The organism is Mesorhizobium sp. YIM 152430 (genome assembly GCF_029210365.1).
In the GTDB taxonomy this organism is placed as follows: Bacteria; Pseudomonadota; Alphaproteobacteria; order Rhizobiales; family Rhizobiaceae; genus Aliihoeflea.
The window spans coordinates 121,239-135,771 of sequence record NZ_JARGES010000018.1; the positions used below are offsets into that span (position 1 = coordinate 121,239).

At 65.3% G+C, this 14,533-nt stretch carries 15 protein-coding genes; 13 read left to right on the plus strand and 2 right to left on the minus strand.

Translation table 11 applies throughout. From position 1 onward, the window contains the following. Positions 1-12 precede the first annotated feature (12 nt). A complete protein-coding gene (locus PZ895_RS03140) occupies positions 13-777 on the plus strand; it encodes a CPBP family glutamic-type intramembrane protease (RefSeq protein ID WP_275837579.1) in 765 nt (254 codons plus the stop codon). A 103-nt stretch (positions 778-880) separates the two neighbouring features. Here PZ895_RS03140 and PZ895_RS03145 read toward each other — a convergent pair whose 3' ends face one another. Then, positions 881-1,162 carry a hypothetical protein gene (locus PZ895_RS03145; protein ID WP_275837586.1) on the minus strand — a complete coding sequence of 94 codons (282 nt, stop codon included), beginning with the start codon at positions 1,160-1,162 and terminating at the stop codon, positions 881-883. A 77-nt stretch (positions 1,163-1,239) separates the two neighbouring features. Continuing rightward, positions 1,240-1,992 (minus strand): hypothetical protein, encoded by a 753-nt coding sequence (locus PZ895_RS03150; RefSeq protein WP_275837587.1) that lies wholly within the window; start codon positions 1,990-1,992, stop codon positions 1,240-1,242. Positions 1,993-2,105: 113 nt separating this feature from the next. Here PZ895_RS03150 and lepA point away from each other — a divergent pair, with 113 nt between their 5' ends. The 12 genes from lepA (at position 2,106) to ybeY (ending at position 14,479) form a co-directional block, all read left to right on the plus strand. Further along, positions 2,106-3,914: a translation elongation factor 4 gene (gene lepA, locus PZ895_RS03155; RefSeq protein WP_275837588.1), complete on the plus strand. Its 1,809-nt coding sequence runs from the start codon at positions 2,106-2,108 to the stop codon at positions 3,912-3,914. A 39-nt stretch (positions 3,915-3,953) separates the two neighbouring features. Continuing rightward, positions 3,954-4,124, plus strand: a complete 171-nt coding sequence (locus PZ895_RS03160; RefSeq protein ID WP_275837589.1) for a hypothetical protein — start codon at positions 3,954-3,956, stop codon at positions 4,122-4,124. Between the two features lie 77 nt (positions 4,125-4,201). Further along, on the plus strand, positions 4,202-4,387 hold the full coding sequence (locus PZ895_RS03165) for a hypothetical protein (protein ID WP_275837590.1): 186 nt from the start codon (positions 4,202-4,204) through the stop codon (positions 4,385-4,387). A gap of 164 nt (positions 4,388-4,551) precedes the next feature. Further along, positions 4,552-5,172: a DUF1236 domain-containing protein gene (locus PZ895_RS03170; protein WP_275837592.1), complete on the plus strand. Its 621-nt coding sequence runs from the start codon at positions 4,552-4,554 to the stop codon at positions 5,170-5,172. Between the two features lie 59 nt (positions 5,173-5,231). Next, complete coding sequence (locus tag PZ895_RS03175; RefSeq protein ID WP_275837593.1) at positions 5,232-7,247, plus strand: hydantoinase/oxoprolinase family protein; 2,016 nt, start codon at positions 5,232-5,234, stop codon at positions 7,245-7,247. Between the two features lie 116 nt (positions 7,248-7,363). Then, entirely contained in the window at positions 7,364-9,535 is a 2,172-nt protein-coding gene (locus PZ895_RS03180) for a malate synthase G (protein WP_275837594.1), read from the plus strand. Between the two features lie 16 nt (positions 9,536-9,551). Continuing rightward, the gene (tsaB, locus tag PZ895_RS03185) at positions 9,552-10,232 is read left to right on the plus strand and encodes a tRNA (adenosine(37)-N6)-threonylcarbamoyltransferase complex dimerization subunit type 1 TsaB (RefSeq protein WP_275837595.1); all 681 of its coding nucleotides are present in this window, start codon (positions 9,552-9,554) and stop codon (positions 10,230-10,232) included. Next, positions 10,229-10,720 carry a GNAT family N-acetyltransferase gene (locus PZ895_RS03190; protein WP_275837596.1) on the plus strand — a complete coding sequence of 164 codons (492 nt, stop codon included), beginning with the start codon at positions 10,229-10,231 and terminating at the stop codon, positions 10,718-10,720. The genes tsaB and PZ895_RS03190 overlap by 4 nt, the downstream gene beginning before the upstream one ends. A gap of 3 nt (positions 10,721-10,723) precedes the next feature. Beyond that, positions 10,724-11,503 (plus strand): lysophospholipid acyltransferase family protein, encoded by a 780-nt coding sequence (locus tag PZ895_RS03195; protein WP_275837597.1) that lies wholly within the window; start codon positions 10,724-10,726, stop codon positions 11,501-11,503. 49 nt (positions 11,504-11,552) lie between these two features. After that, complete coding sequence (gene miaB / locus PZ895_RS03200; protein ID WP_275837598.1) at positions 11,553-12,938, plus strand: tRNA (N6-isopentenyl adenosine(37)-C2)-methylthiotransferase MiaB; 1,386 nt, start codon at positions 11,553-11,555, stop codon at positions 12,936-12,938. Between the two features lie 74 nt (positions 12,939-13,012). Beyond that, a complete protein-coding gene (locus PZ895_RS03205; protein ID WP_275837933.1) occupies positions 13,013-14,008 on the plus strand; it encodes a PhoH family protein in 996 nt (331 codons plus the stop codon). Continuing rightward, the gene (ybeY, locus tag PZ895_RS03210; RefSeq protein WP_275837600.1) at positions 14,009-14,479 is read left to right on the plus strand and encodes an rRNA maturation RNase YbeY; all 471 of its coding nucleotides are present in this window, start codon (positions 14,009-14,011) and stop codon (positions 14,477-14,479) included. Positions 14,480-14,533 lie beyond the last annotated feature (54 nt).

Below are 14,533 nucleotides of genomic sequence, written 5' to 3' on the forward strand. Positions count from 1 at the left end.
CCGCATCGACCCATGAACGCGCAGGCTCCGGCCCCGAAAATCCGCCGCCTGCGCGCCGCCTTCGCGCTCTTCGCGGTCGGCCTCACCGGCATCGCGGCGCTCTATATGGCGCTGCCGCCGGTCACGGAACTGCCGCGCTGGGCCTATGTCGTCAATCCGGCACTGATGCTCGCCGTCTTCGTCGTCGCCGGCACCTTCATCGCCCCCGTCTGCGGTTTGCGATCACGCATCGCCGAGCGCGCATCGGGCCATGCCGTATCGCTCCTACCGCCGCGGGCGGCGTTCTTCGCCCTTGTCGGGATCGCCGCCGGCATCTTCGTCGGCCTTGCCGATCATGCGACCCGAACGCTCTGGCAGGACCCGCACGGCCTGACCCCGGCGCTGACCGACAATTGGCGCTTCGCCAGCCTGACCGTCGGCATCTTCTATGGCGGCATTGTCGAGGAAATCACGCTGCGCTGGGGCGTCATGAGCCTTGCCGTGCTGCTCGTCTGGAAGGCGTTCGGGCGCAACGCGCCGCGCCCCTCGGCGATCCAGCTCTGGGCCGGCATCGCCATCGCGGCCGTGCTCTTCGCGCTCGGCCATCTGCCGGCTTTGGCGTCGAGCGGGGCAGAACTGACGCAGGCGCTGGTCTTCCGCACCCTTTTCTGGAACGCGACGCTCGGCCTTCTCTTCGGCGCGCTCTTCGCCCGCCACGATCTGGAAGCCGCGATGCTCGCCCATGCCGGCTTTCATGTCGGCCTGCTGCCGGCATCGCTTCTGGCGGCTTTTGTCTGAAGCTCGATATATCCTGGCCGTCATGCACCCGGCAGATAGAACACTTGTTCGTGGGCGGTCAGTTCGACGAGGACCAGCGTCACATAAAGCATGTCGGCACCATTCAGGCGGCCTTCAGACGCTTCCATTCCCGTTCGAACTGGAAGCAGTATTGCGCCGCCTCGTCGGCGTCGAGCAGGCGGGCCATTTGCGGAAAGATCGTCTGGTAGAGGCTTTGCTTCGACCAGTCCCACGGCATGGTTTCGGCCCCGCGCGCCTCGGCCAGAATGCGCTCCAGCCGCCGCCGGACCTTGTCCGGGTCGGGCTTCCATCGCGGCACGGCCGGCCCGGCGCCGAAAAGGTCGCCTTGAGACTCGGCTGTGCCGAAGAGGTCGCTCTGGCTCATCGTGTCGAAAGTCCCTGTGCGATTCGATCATGCGATCATCGCAAAGCGGGATGGCGGCGGCGAGGCCAAAGCGCGACTTATCCCCGGTCGGGGAATGCCTGTATGACTTGGTCGTCCGCCGCGTTGAGCTTGGCCAGGAACAGGCCGTAGGCCAGCATCTGCGCGAAGGCGTCGGCAAATTCCTTCACCGTCAGTTCGTGGAAGACCTGCGTGCGGAAGACATCATAGAGCGCGTGCAGCCGGCCTTCCTGCCCTGCCTTCGACTGGCGCAGCAATTCCTCGGTGAGGTAGTCGCGCAGGAGTTTCGAGCGGGTGGCGAGCGCCAGCGCCAGCTTCTGCGCGCTTTTCAAACCCTCCGGCGGCGACGAAAAGAACGCCGAGAGCAGCTTCTCGACCGCCTCCGCCCTGGCCGGATCGACACGCAATTGCCGCGCTTCGAGGTCGCTCGCATAGGCAAGTTCTGCGCGGTCGATAACCTTGCCCGCCCCGTCTATGCGGATGAAGCGCAGATAGTCGGTGACGACGATGTTGTCGGACAGCTTGCGGTATTTGGCGATCTGCTCGGATTTTAGCACCTTGTCCAGATTGGCGCCCAGTTCCTTCACCTCGACATAGCCGAGGATCATGCCCTGCCGCTTGACCTTGAAGTCCGGCGCGCCGTGACCCTTTTCGCGCGACGGCTCATGCTGAACGGCGATTCCCGGCGCCATGGCGGCCGCGGCAAATGTGCCAAGTAGGTTCTCCAGCGGTGTCCGGCCGCTATGCTCGGTCCCGCCATCCGCATAGGCCGAGGCCAATGCCTTGAAATAGGTCTCGAATTTCTGAAGCACCGCCTTCCCCCGTTCGCCGGGCGACACTCAACCTGATGGTGCAGGGCAGCGCAAGGCCAAACGCCACTTCGCCCCGCTTGTGAACCCCCCGCCGCCCTGCTAAAGCGCGGCGCATGAAGACGCCCCTTTCAAAGATCCGCAATTTCTCCATCGTCGCCCATATCGACCATGGCAAATCGACGCTCGCCGACCGGCTGATCCAGATGACCGGCTCGCTGGAGGTGCGCGAGATGAAGGAGCAGGTGCTCGACGCGATGGACATCGAGCGCGAGCGCGGCATCACCATCAAGGCCAACACCGTCCGGCTCGAATATGACGCGAAGGACGGCGAGCACTACGTGCTGAACCTGATCGACACGCCCGGCCATGTCGACTTCGCCTACGAGGTCTCGCGCTCGCTCCGCGCCTGCGAGGGCTCGCTGCTGGTGGTCGACGCCTCACAAGGCGTCGAGGCGCAGACGCTGGCGAATGTCTACCAGGCGATCGACGCCGACCACGAGATCGTCGTCGTCCTCAACAAGATCGACCTGCCCGCCGCCGAGCCCGAGCGCATCAAGGAACAGGTCGAGGAGGTGATTGGCCTCGATGCCTCCGACGCGGTTATGATCTCGGCCAAGACCGGCATCGGCATCGAGGACGTGCTGGAGGCAATCGTCACCAGGCTTCCGCCGCCGAAGGAAGGCGACGAGACCGCGCCCTTGAAAGCCATGCTGGTCGATAGCTGGTACGACGCCTATCTCGGCGTCATCGTCCTGGTTCGCATCATCGACGGTCGGCTGAAGAAGGGCCAGCAAATCCGCATGATGGGCACGAATGCGCGCTACACGGTCGACCGCGTCGGCGTGATCACGCCCAAGATGGTGATGGTCGACGATCTCGGCCCCGGCGAACTCGGCTTCATCACCGCCTCGATCAAGGAAGTGGCCGACACCCGCGTCGGCGATACCATCACCGACGACCGCAAGCCGACCGCGACCGCCCTGCCGGGCTTCAAGCCGGCGCAGCCGGTGGTCTTCTGCGGCCTCTTTCCCGTCGACGCCGCCGATTTCGAAGACCTGCGCGCCGCGATGGGCAAGCTGCGCCTGAACGATGCGTCCTTCTCGTTCGAAATGGAAACCTCCGCCGCGCTCGGCTTCGGCTTCCGCTGCGGCTTCCTCGGCCTTTTGCACCTCGAAATCATCCAGGAGCGGCTGGAGCGCGAATTCGACCTCGATCTGATCGCGACCGCACCGTCGGTCGTCTACAAGCTCAACATGAATGACGGGTCTGAGATCGAACTGCACAACCCCGCCGACATGCCGGACGTGGTCCGCATCGCCGGCATCGAGGAGCCGTGGATCAAGGCGACGATCCTGACGCCCGACGATTATCTCGGCGCGATCCTGAAGCTGTGCCAGGAGCGCCGCGGCGTCCAGATCGACCTCTCCTATGTCGGCAAGCGCGCCATGGTCACCTACGACCTGCCGCTGAACGAGGTGGTGTTCGATTTCTACGACCGCCTGAAGTCGATCTCCAAGGGCTACGCCTCCTTCGACTACCAGTTGACCGACTATCGCGAGGGCGACCTCGTCAAGATGTCGATCCTCGTCAACGAAGAACCCGTCGACGCCCTCTCCATGCTGGTCCACCGCTCGGCCGCCGAAAAGCGCGGCCGCGCCATGTGCGAAAAGTTGAAGGATCTGATCCCCAAGCACATGTTCAAGATCCCGATCCAGGCGGCGATCGGCGGCAAGGTGATCGCCCGCGAGACGATATCGGCTCTGCGCAAGGACGTGACGGCCAAATGCTATGGCGGCGACGTGACGCGCAAGCGCAAGCTTCTGGAAAAGCAGAAGGAAGGCAAGAAGCGGATGCGCCAGTTCGGCAAGGTGGAAATTCCGCAGGCGGCGTTCATCGAGGCGCTGAAGATGGGGGACAACTAAGGCTTGTGCGAGAAAGGGCAGGCCAGAGCGTTTCCCTGCATGGACATTTTTCTCGGCCTCAATGGCGCGCGCCTCGATGCCGAACCCCAAGCGGTCATTACCTTCATCTATGGGCATCTCGAAGCCGGGACCTTTCGCAAGCCCGTTCTCGAGGATTGGCTGCGCACGTATGTCGCGAGCCCGGAACATCGGGCGGAGGCGTCCGCCTGATGCCTGAAAGGCGAGCAATTTCGTTGCGGCGCGCTCCGCACCCTATCTGCGCCATGATCGCAAGGCAGGGCTGGCCGATGCGCTTCCGGCTTCTTTTCCTTCTCGCCCTTCCCGCCTGCTCGACCTTCGATGCCGGCCCGCCCCCCGTGCCGGCGGCCACCGTCGCGCCGGTCGCACCGGTCGCACCGGCCGCGCTGGTTGCTCCCGCCGATCCCGGCATCCGGCCTTTGACGGAAGACCAGCGCGACATGCTCGACGGCTGATCGCGGCCATCGACGGGGACGCTCTGTTACGTTCCGTGATGCCGTTCGAGGGGAACGCAGCCTGCGCTCACGCATTTTTGAGGCCTAGGGACGTCACTGAACGTTTGCGGCGCTCAAGCCCCCGGAGAAGGGGATCCGCGCCGATCATCAAAGGAGCACTCATCATGCGTAAGATCCTTCTTGCGACCGCCGCCATCGCCGCCCTCTCGGTCGGCGCGGCCCATGCCCAGACCACCCAGGAAGACACGCAGCGCGGCTTCGGCGCGACGGCCGGCGGAACGACCGGTGCCGTTGCGGGCGCCGTCGTCGGCGGCCCGATCGGCGCGATCGTCGGCGGCTTCGCCGGTGCGGTCATCGGCGCGGAAACGGCCGTTCCCGACGAGGTCGTCGGCTATGTCGTCGACAATCCGGTTCCGACCGTCACCTATGAAGGCGAGATCGCAGCCGGCGCCGTGATCCCGGCCGAGGTCGAGGTCGTGCAGGTGCCGGACAGCCCGGAATATGGCTATATCTACGTCAATGGCCGTCCGGTCCTGGTCGAGTATGAGAGCCGCGAGGTCGTCTATTCGCCCGGCTACGTCGTGCCGGAGCGCACCGTGACCTACATCACCGAAAACCCGGCCGATCCGGTCGTCATCGACGCCGAGATTTCGACCGGCGCGATCCTGCCGGCCGACGTCCAGATCATCGAGGTGCCGGAAGACCCGTATTACGGCTATGTCTACACCGAGACCGGCCCCATCGTGGTCGAGCGCGGCACGCGCGAGGTCATCTGGGTCGAGTAAACGGCCTTTCCTGGCCGACCCGGCCGCGTTAAGGAGATCGTCTTCAACGGGCGATCTCCATGGCCGGAATTGACGATGCGCCGCTCTATCTCGGTTTCGATACCGGCGGCACCTATACCGACGCCGTGCTCTTTAGCGAGGAGCGCGGCGTCGTCGCCAAGGCGAAGGCGCTGACCACGCGACACGACCTCGCCATTGGCATAGCTGAGGCCGCCGATCGCGTGATCGCGCTGGCCGGGGTGGAACCCCAGGCGATCCGCCTGGTCTCGATGTCGACGACGCTGGCGACCAATGCCCTCGTCGAGGGACAGGGCGGACGGGTCGGCCTGGTGATGATCGGATTCGCCGAACCCGATCTCCACAGGGACGGGCTCAGAACCGCCCTCGGCACCGATCCGGTAATGTTCCTGCCCGGTGGTCACGACGTCCACGGCAACGAGACGAAGCTCGACCTTTCGGAGATGGAACAGGCCCTGCCGGAACTGGCGCAGAGTGTCTCCGGCTTCGCCGTATGCGGCTATTTTTCCACCCGAAATCCGAAGCATGAGATACGGGCGCGAGACCTGATCCGGGAACGGACTGGTCTGCCGGTGACGACATCCCATGAACTCTCCTCCAGGCTCGGCGGTCCTCGCCGCGCCCTGACGACGCTTCTGAACGCGCGGCTGATCGCGATGATCGACCGGCTGATCGCCGCCACGGAGGGTTTCCTCGAAATCCGCGGCATCGACGCGCCGCTGATGGTCGTGCGCGGCGACGGCGCGCTCGTCTCCGCGCGTTTCGCCCGACAGCGGCCGATCGAGACGGTCCTGTCGGGACCGGCGGCGAGCATCGTCGGTGCGCGTCATTTGACCGGGCTGGACGATGCCGTCGTCTCCGACATCGGCGGGACGACGACCGACATCGCGATCCTCGACAAGGGCGTCCCGCGACTGGATCCGGACGGGGCGACGGTCGGCGGGTTCCGCACCATGGTCGAGGCGGTGGCGATGCGCACTTTCGGGCTTGGAGGGGATTCGGAAGTGACGTTTGCCGATGGCGGGCTCGATCCGGCGATCCTGCTCGGGCCGCGACGGATGGTCCCGCTTTCGCTTGCCGCATACCAGCATGGCACGATCATCGCGGAGACTCTGGAACGCCAGCTTCGCACCACCAATCCCGGTCGGATGGACGGCCGCTTCGCGGTGCGAACCGGCGTGCCGGACCGACTGGCGGCGGGCCTCTCCAGCGCCGAGGTGCGGCTGTATGAAAAGGTGACGGCGACGCCGTTGCCGCTCGAACAGTTGCTGACCTCGACGGCGCAGATAGCGACGCTGCAACGTCTCGTCGCGCGCGGCCTCGTTCATCTGTGCGGCTTCACGCCGTCCGACGCCGCGCATGTGCTCGGGCGGCAGGACAACTGGGACGCGCGTGCGGCCCGGCTCGGCGCGCAACTGGTGGCGCGCAAGCGCGACGGGCGCGGTCAGCCGATTGCGGAGAGCACAGAGATGATTTCGCGGCGCGTGCTGGAGGTGGTGACGCGGCGATCGGCCGAATTGATGCTGGAATCGGCGCTCGCCGATGACGGGCTCGACGGCGCGGCAATCGTCGCGGGGCCGCTGGTCCAGCGCGCGCTCGACGGCAAGGCCGGCATTGCAAGGCTGGCGGTCGGCCTCGACCGGCAGGTGATTGGCCTCGGCGCATCCGCGAGTCTGCACTATGCCGGCCTGCCGGCGCTGGTCGGGCAGGGCTGCGTCGTGCCGGAGAATGCCGACGTGGCGAATGCCATCGGCGCGGTGGTGGGCCAGGTGCGCGTCAGCGCGGAGGCGGTCGTCACCCAGCCGGTGGAAGGGATTTTCCGCGTCAGCGCCGGTGAGACGATTTCGGATCATTCCTCGGAGGACGATGCGCTCACTGTCGCGCGCGCGCATCTGCACGACCTGGCGCGCGAGGCGGCGCGGCGGGCCGGCAGCGACGATGTCGAGGTCGATGTGGCGACCGATCTGCGCACCGCGACGATCGAGGGGCAGCGTTCGTTCATCGAGGCCAGCCTGCGCGCGGTCGCGACGGGCCGTCCGCGCATCACCTTGCGTTAGAATTTCGCGAAAGACAGTTTCGTCTTTTGCCGAATTGACCGGTCGTTCCCTACGTGGTGAAAGCCATTGAGGCCCGTCGAGGCCATCGACATGCGCTTTTTGAGGAGACCTGCTGCATGAATGACCGCGTTGACGCCCACGGCCTGAAGATCGACCGCGTTCTTTATGACTTCATCGCCGAAGAGGCCGTGGCCGGAACGGGCATTGATGCGGATCGGTTCTGGCAGGATTTCGCCGCGATCGTAGCCGACCTTGCGCCGAAGAACCGGGCGCTTCTGGAAAAGCGCGACGCGATCCAGGAGAAGATCGACGCCTGGCACCGCGAGCACGGCGCGCCGGCCGATCTGGCCGCCTATGAGGACTTCTTGCGCTCCATCGGCTACATCGTTCCCGAAGGTCCCGCCTTCAAGGTGACGACCGAGAACGTCGATGACGAGATCGCGACGATCGCCGGTCCGCAACTCGTCGTTCCGGTGATGAATGCGCGCTATGCGCTGAACGCCGCCAACGCGCGCTGGGGTTCGCTCTACGACGCGCTCTACGGCACCGACGCGATTCCCGAGACGGATGGCGCGGAAAAGGGCAAGGGCTACAATCCGAAGCGCGGCCAGAAGGTGATTGCCTGGGCGCGCGATTTCCTCGACGGGGCGGTGCCGCTCGAAGGCGCGAGCTGGACCGATACGCGGTCCTTCGCAGTCGAGGGCGGCAAGCTGGTCGTCGAGACGGCGAACGGGCGCACCGGGCTGAAGGACGAGGCGCAATTCGTGGGCTATGTCGACGATGCGGCTGCCCCGACGCAGTTCCTGATGAAGAACAACGGCATCCATATCGAGGTGCTGATCGACGCGGAATCCGACATCGGCAAGTCCGACCCGGCGCATATTTCCGACGTCTGGCTGGAATCCGCGCTGACCACGATCATGGATTGCGAGGATTCCGTCGCGGCCGTCGACGCCGAGGACAAGGTCGAGGTCTACCGCAACTGGCTCGGCCTGATGAAGGGCGACCTGACCGAGGAAGTGACCAAGGGCGGCAAGAGCTTCACGCGCAAGCTCAATCCCGATTTCGACTACACGGCGCCTGACGGCTCGACCTTCTCGCTGCGCTGCCGTTCGCTGATGCTCGTGCGCAATGTCGGCCACCTGATGACGAATCCGGCGATCCTCGACACGGACGGCAACGAGGTGCCGGAAGGCATCATGGACGCGGCGATAACCGGCCTGATCGCGCTGCACGACATCGGCCCGAACGGTCGGCGCGCGAACTCGCCAAAGGGTTCGATGTATGTCGTGAAGCCGAAGATGCACGGCCCGGAGGAAGTCGCCTTCGCGTCCGAACTCTTCGGCCGCGTCGAGGCGATGCTCGGCATGGCGCCGAACACGATGAAGATGGGCATCATGGACGAGGAACGCCGAACGACGGTGAACCTCAAGGAGTGCATCCGCGCGGCGTCATCGCGGGTCGTGTTCATCAATACCGGCTTCCTCGACCGCACCGGCGACGAGATGCATACGTCGATGGAAGCCGGCCCGATGATCCGCAAGGGCGACATGAAGCAGGCGGCCTGGATCGGCGCCTACGAGAACTGGAACGTCGATATCGGCCTCGAATGCGGGCTGGCCGGCCACGCGCAGATCGGCAAGGGCATGTGGGCCATGCCGGACCTGATGGCCGCGATGCTGGAGCAGAAGATCGGCCACCCGAAGGCGGGCGCCAACACCGCCTGGGTGCCGTCGCCGACGGCCGCGACGCTCCATGCGACGCATTACCACAAGGTCAACGTCGCCAAGGTGCAGGACGAATTGAAGGCCCGCGCCCGCGCCAGGCTGGCCGACATATTGTCGGTGCCGGTCGCCACGCGGCCGAATTGGACGCCGGAAGACATTCAGCGCGAGCTCGACAACAACGCGCAGGGCATTCTGGGTTACGTCGTGCGCTGGGTCGACCAGGGCGTCGGCTGCTCCAAGGTGCCGGACATCAACGATGTCGGCCTGATGGAAGACCGCGCGACGTTGCGGATTTCGGCGCAACACATGGCGAACTGGCTGCATCATGGCGTGTGCTCGCGCGATCAGGTGATGGAGACGATGAAGCGCATGGCGGCCGTGGTGGATCGGCAGAATGAAGGCGATGCGCTGTATTCGCCTATGGCGCCCGATTTCGAGAACTCGATCGCCTTTCAGGCGGCCTGCGATCTGGTGTTCAAGGGACGCGAGCAGCCGAGCGGCTATACGGAGCCGGTGCTGCATCGGCGGCGGCTGGAACTGAAGGCGAAGCGGAACGTCTGATTGGACTTGTCCTGAAATGATCGTCCTCGCCATCGACACCACCGCCAATCTCTGCGCCGCCTGCGTCCACGAAACGGCGACCGGCGAACTCGGCCGCTCTGTGCGCGATCTCGGCAAGGGTCATGCCGAGCATCTGATGGCGGTGATCGACGATGCACTGGCGGCGGCGGGAAAGTCTTATGCCGATCTCGACAGGCTCGCCGTCGCGGTCGGACCGGGCTCGTTCACCGGTATCCGGGTCGGCGTTTCCGCCGCGCGCGGACTGGCGCTGGCGCTGCAAATCCCCGCCATCGGTGTGACGACGCTCGAAGCTCTCGCATTCGAAGCGCGGCAGGCCAACGAGGGACGCAGCGTGCTGGCAGCGCTCGATGGCGGGCGGGGTGAAATCCATGCAGCGCTTTACGGTGCCGATGGCAATGAAATCGCAGCGCCGACGGCGACCGATCTGGAGACGGCTTGCGAAATTGCGACGCACGCGAACGCAATCCTCACCGGCACGGCGGCGGACGCGATCAATGCGGCGGCGGGCGGAGCGCTCGGCGTCGCTGGCCGGCAGGCAACGGCCGACATTGCGGCCTATGCCATGCCCGGACTTGCCAAGACCGACACCGGTTCGCGGCCGATACCGCTTTATCTGCGCTCGGCTGACGCCAAGGTGCAGGAAGGCTTTGCGGTTCCCCGCAAGGCGGCGTCATGAAGGTGCCCTTCTGGTCGAGCCCGCGGGAATTCGCCATCGAGCCACTGGAAATCGATGACGCGGCGGTTCTGCCGCGCATCCACGAGGAGGATTTCATCCGGCCCTGGTCGGAGGACGAGTTCGCCGACCTGCTGGCGCAGGCGAATGTCTTCGGCTTCGCCGCGCGCGAGGTTGGCAAGCGGCATCTCGGGCCGGTCGGCTTCGTGCTGGTGCGGCAGGCGGCGGACGAGGCCGAAATACTGACTGTCGCGGTGGCGCGCTCGGCGCGGCGGCTGGGGCTCGGGCGCAGCCTGATGGATGCCGTTTTGCGCGCGCTCCATGCCGAACGCACCGCCTCGCTCTTTCTCGAGGTCGACGAGACGAACGTGGCGGCGATTGGACTCTACAAGCGGCTCGGCTTCATCCAGGTCGGCAAGCGGCCCGACTATTACAAGCAGCCGGGCGGTGGGCGCACGGGCGCGATCGTCATGCGTCGCGACCTGCACTGAACCATGCGCGCCAAGGCGAAGCTCGCCCTTGCCCTGATCGGCTTTGCGCTCGGCACGGCAGGATTGGTGGCATGGCAGGCGGCGATGAAGGTGACGCGCATCGGCGATCCGCGTCGGCCGGCGCTGTTATGGCACAAGATGGTGCTGGCGCTGCTCGGCATCCGCGTCCATGTGAGCGGTCCGCTCACACCGCAACGTCCGCTTCTGATCGCCGCAAATCATGTGTCCTGGACGGACATCATGGTGCTCGGGTCGATCACTCCGGTGAATTTCATCGCCAAGGCGGAAGTGGCGACATGGCCGGTGCTCGGGCGTCTTTTCCGTTCGCAGAACTCCGTTTTCGTCGAGCGCGAGGCACGGCACCACTCGGGTCACCAGACGCGGGAAGTGGCCGAGACGCTGAAATCGGGCGACCCGCTGGTGCTGTTCGCGGAAGGCACGACGGCCTGCGGCAACCGGCTCCTGCCGTTCAAGTCGACGCTGTTCGGTGCAGCGGCGCAATTGTCGGACGAGGCCTTCGCGGTGCAGCCGGCTGCGATCTTCTATTCGCGGCTGCACGGCATGGCGATGGGGCGGCGGCACCGCGCGCGCTATGCCTGGATCGGCGACGAGGACCTGGTTCCGCACTTGTTGCGCATTCTCGAAAGCGGTCCGGTCGACGTGGAGGTGAATTTCGGCGAGCCGATCGGCTTCGCCGGCACGAACCGCAAGCAGGTCTCGGCGCGCTCGGAAGCGGCGATCCGCGATCTCGTGACCGGGGTCCGGCGCGGCGCGAAGCTGTGATGACGCGCGGTCTGTCCTTTGGCGTCAAAAAGCGCTAGAGGCTCGCCGCATGGAACAGACAGATACGATCGCTCAGCGGGATGCCGGTTCGGCGCAGACGAAAAAGGTCTTCGTCAAGACCTATGGCTGCCAGATGAATGTCTACGATTCGCAACGCATGTCCGATGCGCTGGCCGCCGACGGCTACCATCCGACGGAGACGATCGAGGATGCCGATCTGGTCCTGCTCAATACCTGCCACATCCGCGAAAAGGCGGCCGAAAAGGTCTATTCCGAACTCGGCCGCATCCGCGACCTGAAGGCCGAGCGCGCGGCTGCGGGCCACAAGATGGTGATCGGCGTGACGGGATGCGTGGCGCAGGCCGAGGGCGACGAGATCCTGCGCCGGGCACCGGCGGTCGACCTCGTCGTTGGACCGCAGACCTATCACCGCCTGCCGGCTGTGGTGAAGAAGGCACGGGCCGGCGAGAAGGTGGTCGAGACCGAATATGCGCTCGAGGACAAGTTCGAGCATCTGCCGCAGCCGAAGACGGCGGCGGTCAGGTCGCGCGGCGTGACGGCTTTTTTGACCGTGCAGGAAGGCTGCGACAAGTTCTGCACCTTCTGCGTGGTGCCTTATACGCGCGGGTCGGAAATCTCGCGGCCCGTCGCGCAGATCGTGGCGGAGGCGCAGCGTCTGGCCGAAAGTGGCGTGCGCGAGATCACGCTGCTCGGCCAGAACGTCAATGCCTGGCATGGCGAGGGCAAGGATGGACGCGAGTGGGGCCTCGGCGAGCTTCTGTTCCGGCTGGCCGAAATTCCGGGCCTCGACCGGCTGCGCTATACGACCAGCCATCCGCGCGACATGGACGACGCGCTGATCGCGGCGCATCGCGACCTTGAACAATTGATGCCCTATCTCCATCTGCCGGTGCAGTCGGGCTCGGACCGCATTTTGAAGGCGATGAACCGCAAGCACACGGCCGACGACTATCTGCGGCTGGTGGAGCGCATTCGCAGTGCGCGCGGCGACATTGCCATGTCGGGCGATTTCATCGTCGGCTTCCCCGGCGAGACCGACGAGGACTTTGCTGCGACGATGAAGCTGGTGCGCGAAGTGGATTATGCACAGGCTTTCTCGTTCAAATATTCCCCGCGTCCGGGAACACCGGGCGCCGAGATGAAGTTGCATGTCGAGGAGCGCGTGAAGGACGAAAGGCTGCAGGAATTGCAGGCTTTGCTGACAAATCAGCTCGAAGCCTTCACGCAAAGCCGCGTCGGAATGGTGATGGATACGCTGATCGAGAAGCCGGGACGGCGCGACGGACAGATCGTCGGACGCTCGCCCTGGCTGCAGCCGGTGATTCTTGATGAAACCGTCGGCCGAATCGGCGACATTGTCCGGGTGAAGGTTTTGAGCGCCGGCCGCAACAGCCTGTTTGCCGCGCCGGTTTGAGGTCAGGCACCAATGAGGAGAGCCGATTGAGCGTCGCACCGGAACTGAAGCCCGGCCCCCAGGGGGCGTCGGACATGGCGCATATCGTACTCACCTTCGACAACAACGGGCTTGCCTCCGCGCTTTATGGTCAGTTCGATCAGAACCTCGCGCGCATCGAGCAGAAGCTCGGCCTCGACATCCGCTCCAAGGGCAACCAGCTCTCGATCCGCGGCGAGCCGGGCGCGGCCGAACAGGCGCGCCGCGCGCTCGACTATCTCTACGGCCTGCTCCAGAAGGGCCACGACGTCTCGCCTTCGGAAGTGGACGGCGCGATCCGCATCTCGATCGCCGCCGACGACCAGTTGACGCTGCCGACGCTGGAACGCAAGGGCAAGATGGCGGCTGCGCAGATCGCGACGCGCAAACGCACCATCTATGCCCGTTCGGTCAACCAGGACGCCTATATGCGCGCGCTGGAACGGTCCGAACTCGTCTTCGGCATCGGGCCGGCCGGCACCGGCAAGACCTATCTCGCGGTCGCCCACGCGGCGATGCTTCTGGAGCGCGGCGCTGTGGAGCGCATCATCCTGTCACGGCCGGCGGTGGAGGCGGGCGAACGCCTCGGCTTCCTGCCGGGCGACATGAAGGAGAAGGTCGACCCCTATCTGCGCCCGCTCTACGACGCGCTCTACGACATGATGCCGGCCGACAAGGTCGAGCGCGCGATTGCCGCCGAGGTGATCGAGATCGCGCCGCTGGCCTTCATGCGCGGCCGCACTTTGCGCAATGCCGCGATCATCCTCGACGAGGCGCAGAACACCACGCCGATGCAGATGAAGATGTTCCTGACCCGCCTCGGCGAGGGCGGGCGCATGATCGTCACCGGCGATCCGAGCCAGATCGACCTTCCGCCCAACACGAAGTCCGGGCTGGTCGAGGCGCTGCGCGTCCTGACCGACGTGCCGGGCATCGTCACTTGCCGCTTCAACGATGTCGACGTCGTGCGTCATCCGCTCGTCGCCGAGATTGTCCGCGCCTATGACCGTGAAGGCGCGGGAATGCCGGGCCGGGGTGCGATCCAGGTCTGAATGGCGATCGAGATCGACATTGCGCGAGAGGCCGGCGATTGGCCGGCCGAAGAGGAACTGCGCGGCCATGCCGGGATGGCGACCGGCGCGGTCTTAGCCGAACTGGCGATCACCGATCCCGCCTCGGAGCTAAGTCTTCTTTTCACCGACGATGCATCGATACGCACACTCAATCGCGACTGGCGCGGCAAGGACAAGGCGACGAACGTCCTGTCCTTTCCGGCATTCGAGGTCGTTCCGGGCGACCCGTTGCCGCCGATGCTCGGAGACATTATTCTGGCCTTCGAGACGGTTTCGGCCGAAGCGGCACTGGAAGCAAAGCCCTTCGCGCACCATCTGACCCATCTGATCGTCCACGGACTGCTTCATCTTCTGGGCTACGACCACGAAAATGACGCAGAAGCGGACGAGATGGAGGGGCTGGAACGCAAGGTGCTCGCGCGTCTTGCCATTCCCGATCCGTATGTCTAACTGGTAGGGCCAACGCGGCCTTAGGGACAATGAACGAACAAACGCAGATTGACG

Coding starts and splice junctions, on each gene's coding strand:
- ybeY (WP_275837600.1), top strand. CDS start 14,009: ATGGCGATCGAGATCGACATTGCGCGAGAGGCCGGCGATTGGCCGGCC.
- PZ895_RS03205 (WP_275837933.1), top strand. CDS start 13,013: ATGGCGCATATCGTACTCACCTTCGACAACAACGGGCTTGCCTCCGCG.
- PZ895_RS03145 (WP_275837586.1), bottom strand. CDS start 1,162: ATGAGCCAGAGCGACCTCTTCGGCACAGCCGAGTCTCAAGGCGACCTT.
- PZ895_RS03140 (WP_275837579.1), top strand. CDS start 13: ATGAACGCGCAGGCTCCGGCCCCGAAAATCCGCCGCCTGCGCGCCGCC.
- PZ895_RS03170 (WP_275837592.1), top strand. CDS start 4,552: ATGCGTAAGATCCTTCTTGCGACCGCCGCCATCGCCGCCCTCTCGGTC.
- tsaB (WP_275837595.1), top strand. CDS start 9,552: ATGATCGTCCTCGCCATCGACACCACCGCCAATCTCTGCGCCGCCTGC.
- miaB (WP_275837598.1), top strand. CDS start 11,553: ATGGAACAGACAGATACGATCGCTCAGCGGGATGCCGGTTCGGCGCAG.
- PZ895_RS03165 (WP_275837590.1), top strand. CDS start 4,202: ATGCGCTTCCGGCTTCTTTTCCTTCTCGCCCTTCCCGCCTGCTCGACC.
- PZ895_RS03180 (WP_275837594.1), top strand. CDS start 7,364: ATGAATGACCGCGTTGACGCCCACGGCCTGAAGATCGACCGCGTTCTT.
- PZ895_RS03195 (WP_275837597.1), top strand. CDS start 10,724: ATGCGCGCCAAGGCGAAGCTCGCCCTTGCCCTGATCGGCTTTGCGCTC.
- PZ895_RS03160 (WP_275837589.1), top strand. CDS start 3,954: ATGGACATTTTTCTCGGCCTCAATGGCGCGCGCCTCGATGCCGAACCC.
- PZ895_RS03190 (WP_275837596.1), top strand. CDS start 10,229: ATGAAGGTGCCCTTCTGGTCGAGCCCGCGGGAATTCGCCATCGAGCCA.
- lepA (WP_275837588.1), top strand. CDS start 2,106: ATGAAGACGCCCCTTTCAAAGATCCGCAATTTCTCCATCGTCGCCCAT.
- PZ895_RS03175 (WP_275837593.1), top strand. CDS start 5,232: ATGGCCGGAATTGACGATGCGCCGCTCTATCTCGGTTTCGATACCGGC.